Origin of the sequence: Streptomyces sp. SID14436 (assembly GCF_010548465.1) — a bacterium.
Taxonomy (GTDB): Bacteria; Actinomycetota; Actinomycetes; order Streptomycetales; family Streptomycetaceae; genus Streptomyces.
The window spans coordinates 1-7,265 of the sequence record NZ_JAAGMD010000727.1; the positions used below are offsets into that span (position 1 = coordinate 1).

Genomic DNA, 7,265 nt, shown 5'->3' on the forward strand with positions numbered 1-7,265 from the left:
CGACGCCGGACCGCGCAGCCCGGGCACCTGGCTGCCCGGCCGGCTCGACCCCGCCCGCATCAAGGCGCTGGTGCCGTGGGGGAGGACCGCCGCCCAGCCGCCGCCCCCGCCGGACGTGCGGGTCTCCGCGTCGAGCGGCGACGCCTACGGGGCCATGGTCGTCGCCCGTCCCGCCGGGGCGCTGGCGCTCGCCGAGACGCTGGTCCACGAGTTCCAGCACAGCAAGCTGGCCGCCCTGATCCACCTCTTCCCGCTCGCCGACGACGACCGCGCCGAGCGCTACTACGCCCCCTGGCGCCCCGACCCCCGCCACCTCACCGGCCTGCTGCACGGCGCGTACGCCTTCACCGGCGTGGCCGGATTCTGGCGGGACCGGCTCGCGCACCCCGACCACGGTCCGGCCGCCGCCTACCACTTCGCGCTGCGCCGCACCCAGACCCGGCTGGTGGTCCGCACGCTCCTGACCAGCGGGCGGCTCACCGAGGCCGGTCACGGGCTGGTGTCCGGGCTGGCCCGAACCCTGGACGGCTGGCTGCGCGTGCCGGTGGACGCCGCCGCTCTGGCCCGCGCCCGCACCGCCGCCGTCCTGCACCGCACCGAGTGGCGGCTGCGCAATGTCGCCCCGCCCACCGGCCCGCCGTGGCCCGCGGCCACCGGACCGCTCAGGTTCCGCGCCGAACGGACGGCCTGGTCCGACGTGCGCACCCACGCCTTCGCCACCCGCCCGGCCCGGCCCCGTACCCCCGACGAGCACCTCGCCGCGGGCGACCCGGGCGCCGCGCTCGACGGCTACACGGCCGCACTGGACCGGGAGCCCGGCGATCCGGGGCTGCTGGCCGGATGGATCGTCGCCCGGGCCGCCCTGACCGGCGGCCGGGCCGCGCGCCGGATGCTGGCCCGGCCCGAGCTGCTGCCGCATCCGCACGCCGGGCGGATCCACGTCCCCGCCGCAGAGGGGTGAACAGGCGCTCGGGTGGTCAGGATGGAGTCATGACCTACCATGTCGCCTCGGAGACCGGACGGCTGCGCCGGGTGATCCTGCACCGGCCCGATCTCGAGCTCAAGAGGCTCACCCCCAGCAACAAGGACGATCTGCTGTTCGACGACGTGCTGTGGGTGCGCCGGGCGCGCGCCGAGCACGACGGGTTCGCCGACGTGCTGCGCGACCGCGGGGTCACCGTCCACCTCTTCGGTGACCTGCTCACCCGGACCCTGGACATCCCCGAGGCCCGCACCCTCGTCCTGGACCGCGTCTTCGACGAGAAGGAGTACGGGCCGCTGGCCACCGACCACCTGCGGGCCGCCTTCGAGACGCTGCCCGCGCGCGAGCTGGCCGAGGCCCTGGTGGGCGGGATGACCAAGCGGGAGTTCCTGGACGCCCACCCGGAGCCGGTCTCGGTGCGCTTCCACGCCATGGAGCTGGACGACTTCCTGCTCGGCCCGCTGCCCAACCACCTCTTCACCCGCGACACCTCCGCGTGGATCTACGACGGCGTCGCCATCAACGCGATGCGGTGGCCGGCCCGGCAGCGCGAGACCGTGCACTTCGAGGCGATCTACCGGCACCACCCGCTGTTCCGGGACGAGACGTTCCGGGTCTGGTCCGAGGGGCAGGCCGACTACCCGTCCACCATCGAGGGCGGGGACGTGCTGGTCATCGGCAACGGGGCGGTGCTCATCGGGATGAGCGAGCGGACCACCCCGCAGGCCGTGGAGATGCTCGCGCACAAGCTGTTCGCCGCCGGTTCCGCCCAGACCATCGTGGCCCTGGACATGCCCAAGAGGCGCGCCGTGATGCACCTCGACACGGTGATGACCATGGTCGACGGCGACACCTTCACCCAGTACGCGGGCCTCGGCATGCTGCGGTCGTACACCATCGAGCCGGGCGCGGGGGACCGGGAGCTGAAGGTCACCGACCATCCGCCGGAGCACATGCACCGGGCGATCGCCGCCGCGCTGGGCCTCAGCGAGATCCGGGTGCTGACCGCCACCCAGGACGTGCACGCCGCGGAGCGCGAGCAGTGGGACGACGGCTGCAACGTGCTGGCCGTCGAGCCCGGCGTGGTGATCGCCTACGAGCGCAACGCCACCACCAACACGCACCTGCGCAAGCAGGGCATCGAGGTGATAGAGATCCCCGGCAGCGAACTGGGCCGGGGCCGGGGCGGCCCGCGCTGCATGAGCTGCCCGGTGGAACGGGACGCGGTGACGTGACCGGGGGCGGGCCGCCGGACCGCTCCGCCCACCCGGCCGCATAGAAATTCTATTGCTCGTATAGAATTCCAGCGACCCCGTCCCCGCATCCCTGGAGCGCCCCATGGCGACAGTCCCGACCGCCCTCGCCGGCCGCCACTTCCTCAAGGAGGCGGACTTCACCGAGCAGGAGTTCCTCGGCCTGCTCGACCTGGCCGCGGAGCTGAAGGCCGCCAAGAAGGCCGGGACCGAGACCCGGTACCTCGGGGGCAGGAACATCGCGCTCATCTTCGAGAAGCCGTCCACCCGGACCCGGTGCGCCTTCGAGGTCGCCGCCGCCGACCAGGGTGCCGCGACGACCTACATCGACCCGAGCGGCTCCCACATCGGCACCAAGGAGTCCGCGAAGGACACCGCCCGGGTGCTCGGCCGGATGTTCGACGCGATCGAGTTCCGGGGCGACGCACAGGCCACGGTGGAGACCCTCGCCGAGTACGCCGGGGTGCCGGTCTACAACGGTCTCACCGACGCGTGGCACCCCACCCAGATGCTGGCCGACGTGCTCACCATGACCGAGCACAGCGCCAAGCCGCTGAAGGAGATCTCCTTCGCCTACCTCGGGGACGCCCGCTTCAACATGGGCAACTCCTACCTCGTCACCGCCGCGCTGCTGGGCATGGACATCCGTATCGTCGCGCCGAAGACCTACTGGCCCGCGCAGGAGGTCGTGGACCGGGCCCGCGCGCTCGCCGGGGCCGGCGGGGCCCGCATCACGCTCACCGAGGACATCGCCGAGGGCGTGGCGGGCGCCGACTTCGTCGGCACCGACGTGTGGGTCTCGATGGGAGAGCCCAAGGAGGTCTGGGACGAGCGGATCAGCGCCCTCGCCCCGTACGCGGTGACCATGGACGTGCTGCGGGCCACGGGCAACCCGGACGTCAAGTTCCTGCACTGCCTGCCCGCCTTCCACGACCTCGGCACGCAGGTGGCCCGCGAGGTGTACGAGACGCACGGACTTCAGTCGCTGGAGGTCACCGACGAGGTCTTCGAGTCGCCCCACTCGGTCGTCTTCGACGAGGCCGAGAACCGCATGCACACGATCAAGGCGGTGCTGGTCGCGACCCTGGCCTGACGGTCCGCGGGCCCGGGACGGTCGGGTCAGGCGGGCCGCCGCTGGGGCGGCACCGTGGGCAGACGGAACCACACCGCCTTGCCGGTCGGCGTGGGCCGGTGGCCGCAGGACGAGCTGAGCGTGCGGATCAGCAGCAGGCCCCGGCCGTGCTCCTGCCAGGGGTCCGGTTCGCCCGGTTCCGGCCGGGTGAGCCGGCGGGGCGGCGCGGGGTCCCGGTCGTGCACCTCCACCCGGCAGCCGGTCGGCAGCAGCTCCACCACCAGCTCTATCGGGCTGCCGCCCGCGGTGTGCTCCACCGCGTTGGCCACCAGCTCCGCCGTCAGCAGCTCCGCCGTGTCGCTGTCCGCGGAGTGCTCCACCTCGGCCAGCGCCGTCCGGACCAGGGCGCGCGCGACGGGCACCGCCGCGGTGGTGTGCGGCAGCGCCACGCGCCAGGAGGCGGGGACGGGGGAGCGTTCGTACAAGGCAGGTCCGTTCATCAGCAGGCTGTCCTGCTTTCAATTACTCAATGGTACGGCTCCTCCGGCGGGCCCCCGGGGAGGGGCCCCGCCGGCCTGTGCCGGGCGCCGTGCCGGGGTGTCCGACCCCGGCACCGCTGGGCGTACCCGGCAGGACTCTCCCGCTCCCATGGCCGGGCACGCCGTTACCGGGTCGTCGACGACCCGTGACGGACGTGACCGTGCGCCGACCGGGAACGGGACGTGGCGGCACACGGCGCGGCGTCCCGGGCATCGCCGCCGGCTGTATCGCGTACTCGTGACGACAGTCACGGATGAGTGATAGCTTCGAGGGGCAGCACTCACTGAGCCGCGCAGTGCCCGCCCGAGGAGGCCGCCCTCATGAGTCCCTTCACCGGCTCCGCCGCCCGCACCGCCCGCTGGGAACACCTGCGGGTCGAGCGGGCCGACGGCGTCGCCACCGTCACCCTAGCCCGCCCCGAGAAGCTCAACGCGCTCACCTTCGGCGCCTACGCCGACCTGCGCGACCTGCTCGCCGAACTGTCCCGGGAGCGCTCCGTGCGGGCGCTGGTGCTGGCCGGCGAGGGGCGCGGCTTCTGCTCCGGCGGCGACGTCGACGAGATCATCGGCGCCACCCTCGCCATGGACACCGCCCAGCTGCTCGACTTCAACCGCATGACCGGCCAGGTCGTGCGGGCGGTACGGGAGTGCCCGTTCCCGGTGATCGCCGCGGTGCACGGGGTGGCCGCGGGCGCCGGCGCGGTCCTCGCCCTGGCCGCCGACTTCCGGGTCGCCGACCCCACCGCCCGGTTCGCCTTCCTCTTCACCCGGGTCGGCCTGTCCGGCGGCGACATGGGCGCCGCCTACCTGCTGCCCCGGGTGGTCGGCCTCGGCCACGCCACCCGCCTGCTCATGCTCGGCGAACCGGTGCGGGCCCCCGAGGCCGAGCGGATCGGCCTGATCAGCGAACTCACCGACGAGGCCGGGGCCGACGCCGCCGCCCTCGCCCTCGCGCGCCGCCTGGCCGACGGCCCCGCCCTGGCGTACGCCCAGACCAAGGCCCTGCTCACCGCCGAACTCGACATGCCGCTGGCCGCCGCCGTGGAGATGGACGCGGCCACCCAGGCGCTGCTGATGCACGGCGAGGACTACGCCGAGTTCCACGCGGCCTTCACCGGGAAGCGCCCGCCGAAGTGGCGGGGGCGGTAGCCGTGCGGGTCGCGGTCATCGGCGGCGGACCCGGCGGACTGTACGCGGCGGCCCTGCTCAAACGGCAGGACCCCGCCCGCGAGATCACCGTCTTCGAGCGCAACGCCCCCGACGACACCTTCGGGTTCGGCGTCGTTCTCTCCGACGAGACCCTCGGCGGCATCGAACACGCCGACCCGGACGTCTACGCGGCGCTGCGCCGGGACTTCGTCCGCTGGGACGACATCGACATCGTGCACCGCGGCACCCGCCACACCTCGGGCGGTCACGGCTTCGCCGCCCTCGGCCGGCACCGGCTGCTGGAGATCCTGCACACCCGCTGCCGCGCCCTCGGCGTCGACCTGCGGTTCGGCACCGAGGCGCCGGAACCGGCCCGACTGGCCCGCGGTCACGACCTGGTGGTGGCCGCGGACGGGGTGCACAGCGGCACCCGCGCCGCCTTCGCCGACGTCTTCCGGCCGAGCGTCACCGCACACCGCTGCCGCTACATCTGGCTGGCCGCCGACTTCGCCTTCGACGCCTTCCGCTTCGAGATCGCCGAGACCGAGCACGGCGTGATGCAGCTGCACGGCTACCCCTTCGCCGCCGACGCCTCCACCGTGATCGTCGAGATGCGCGAGGAGGTCTGGCGGGCCGCCGGATTCGACGGGATGTCCGAGGACGAGTCGGTGGAAGCCTGCGCCAAGCTGTTCGCGGACGCGCTCGGCGGACGCCCCCTGCGGTCCAACACGTCGGCCTGGACCACCTTCCGCACGGTCGTCAACGAGCGCTGGTCGCACGGCAACCTCGTGCTCCTCGGCGACGCCGCGCACACCGCCCACTTCTCCATCGGCTCCGGCACCAAGCTGGCCGTCGAGGACGCCCTCGCCCTGGCCGGCCACCTCGGCGCGGAGCCCACCCTCGACCGCGCCCTCGCCGCCTACGAGGCGGAACGGCGGCCGCTGGTCGCCTCCACCCAGCGCGCCGCCCGGGCCAGCCTGGAGTGGTTCGAGAACCTGGCCCGCTACCTCGGGCAGCCGCCCCGCCAGTTCGCCTTCAACCTGCTCACCCGCAGCCGCCGCGTCACCCACGACAACCTGCGGCTGCGCGACGCCCGGTTCACGGAGGCCGTCGAGGAGGAGTTCGGCTGCCCGCCGGGCACTCCGCCGATGTTCACCCCGTTCCGGCTGCGCGGGCTGACCCTGCGCAACCGGGTCGTCGTCTCGCCGATGGACATGTACTCCGCCACCGACGGCGTCCCCGGCGACTTCCACCTCGTCCACCTCGGCGCGCGGGCACTGGGCGGGGCGGGGCTGGTGATGACCGAGATGGTGTGCGTCAGCGCCGAGGGACGCATCACCCCCGGCTGCGCCGGCCTCTACACCGGCCGCCAGGCCGACGCGTGGCGGCGGATCACCGACTTCGTGCACCGCAGCGCCCCCGGCACGGCGATCGGCGTGCAACTCGGCCACAGCGGCCGCAAGGGCTCGACCAAGCTGATGTGGGAGGGCATGGACGAGCCCCTGGAGGACGGCAACTGGCCCCTGGTCGCCGCCTCCCCGCTGCCCTACCGGCCCGGCAGCCAGACCCCGCGCGAGCTGAGCCGGGCCCAGCTCACCGACATCCGCGAGCAGTTCACGGCAGCCGCCCGGCGGGCCGCGCGCGCCGGGTTCGACCTGCTGGAACTGCACTGCGCGCACGGCTACCTGCTCTCCGGTTTCCTCTCCCCGCTCACCAACCGCCGCACCGACGCCTACGGGGGCTCCCCGGAGAACCGGCTCCGCTTCCCGCTGGAGGTGTTCGACGCGGTCCGTGCCGTGTGGCCGGAGGACCGCCCGGCGACCGTGCGCATCTCCGCCACCGACTGGGCCGAGGGCGGCACCACCGGCGACGACGCCGTCGTGCTGGCCCGCGCGTTCGCCGAGCACGGCGCCGACGCCGTCGACGTGTCGACCGGGCAGGTGGTGGCCGACGAGCGGCCGGAGTTCGGGCGGTCCTACCAGACGCCGTTCGCCGACCGCATCCGGCACGAGGTGGGCGTCCCGGTCCTCGCGGTCGGCGCGATCTCCTCCTGGGACGACGTCAACTCGCTGATCCTGGCGGGCCGCACCGACCTGTGCGCGCTGGCCCGCCCGCACCTGTACGACCCGCACTGGACGCTGCACGCGGCGGCCGAACAGGGCTACGACGGGCCGGGCGTCGTCTGGCCCGCACCGTACCGGGCGGGCAGCCGGCCCCCGCAGACCGGACGCAAGGACACGGCGGGCGCCCGGCCGGGACCGCCGCGGGCG

Annotated in this window: 6 protein-coding genes; 5 read left to right on the forward strand and 1 reads right to left on the reverse strand. The window is 74.0% G+C overall.

Features of this window, described 5'->3' with window-relative positions:
• The 3 genes from G3I53_RS26380 to argF all read left to right on the forward strand — a co-directional run.
• On the forward strand, positions 1-961 hold a 961-nt coding region (locus G3I53_RS26380), incomplete at its 5' end, for an HEXXH motif-containing putative peptide modification protein (protein WP_239064131.1).
• Between the two features lie 29 nt (positions 962-990).
• Complete coding sequence (locus tag G3I53_RS26385; protein WP_164337545.1) at positions 991-2,217, forward strand: arginine deiminase; 1,227 nt, start codon at positions 991-993, stop codon at positions 2,215-2,217.
• 103 nt (positions 2,218-2,320) lie between these two features.
• Positions 2,321-3,328, forward strand: a complete 1,008-nt coding sequence (gene argF, locus G3I53_RS26390) for an ornithine carbamoyltransferase (protein WP_164337546.1) — start codon at positions 2,321-2,323, stop codon at positions 3,326-3,328.
• A gap of 26 nt (positions 3,329-3,354) precedes the next feature.
• Here the strand turns inward: argF and G3I53_RS26395 are convergent, their stop codons facing one another.
• Positions 3,355-3,807 (reverse strand): ATP-binding protein, encoded by a 453-nt coding sequence (locus G3I53_RS26395; protein WP_164337547.1) that lies wholly within the window; start codon positions 3,805-3,807, stop codon positions 3,355-3,357.
• Positions 3,808-4,167: 360 nt separating this feature from the next.
• On the opposite strand from G3I53_RS26395, the gene G3I53_RS26400 reads away from it, so the two are divergent.
• Together G3I53_RS26400 and G3I53_RS26405 are read left to right on the forward strand one after the other, a co-directional pair.
• On the forward strand, positions 4,168-4,995 hold the full coding sequence (locus G3I53_RS26400) for an enoyl-CoA hydratase family protein (protein ID WP_164337548.1): 828 nt from the start codon (positions 4,168-4,170) through the stop codon (positions 4,993-4,995).
• Positions 4,996-4,997: 2 nt separating this feature from the next.
• On the forward strand, positions 4,998-7,265 hold a 2,268-nt coding region (locus tag G3I53_RS26405), incomplete at its 3' end, for a bifunctional salicylyl-CoA 5-hydroxylase/oxidoreductase (RefSeq protein ID WP_164438839.1).

Coding starts and splice junctions, on each gene's coding strand:
- G3I53_RS26385 (WP_164337545.1), top strand. CDS start 991: ATGACCTACCATGTCGCCTCGGAGACCGGACGGCTGCGCCGGGTGATC.
- argF (WP_164337546.1), top strand. CDS start 2,321: ATGGCGACAGTCCCGACCGCCCTCGCCGGCCGCCACTTCCTCAAGGAG.
- G3I53_RS26395 (WP_164337547.1), bottom strand. CDS start 3,807: ATGAACGGACCTGCCTTGTACGAACGCTCCCCCGTCCCCGCCTCCTGG.
- G3I53_RS26400 (WP_164337548.1), top strand. CDS start 4,168: ATGAGTCCCTTCACCGGCTCCGCCGCCCGCACCGCCCGCTGGGAACAC.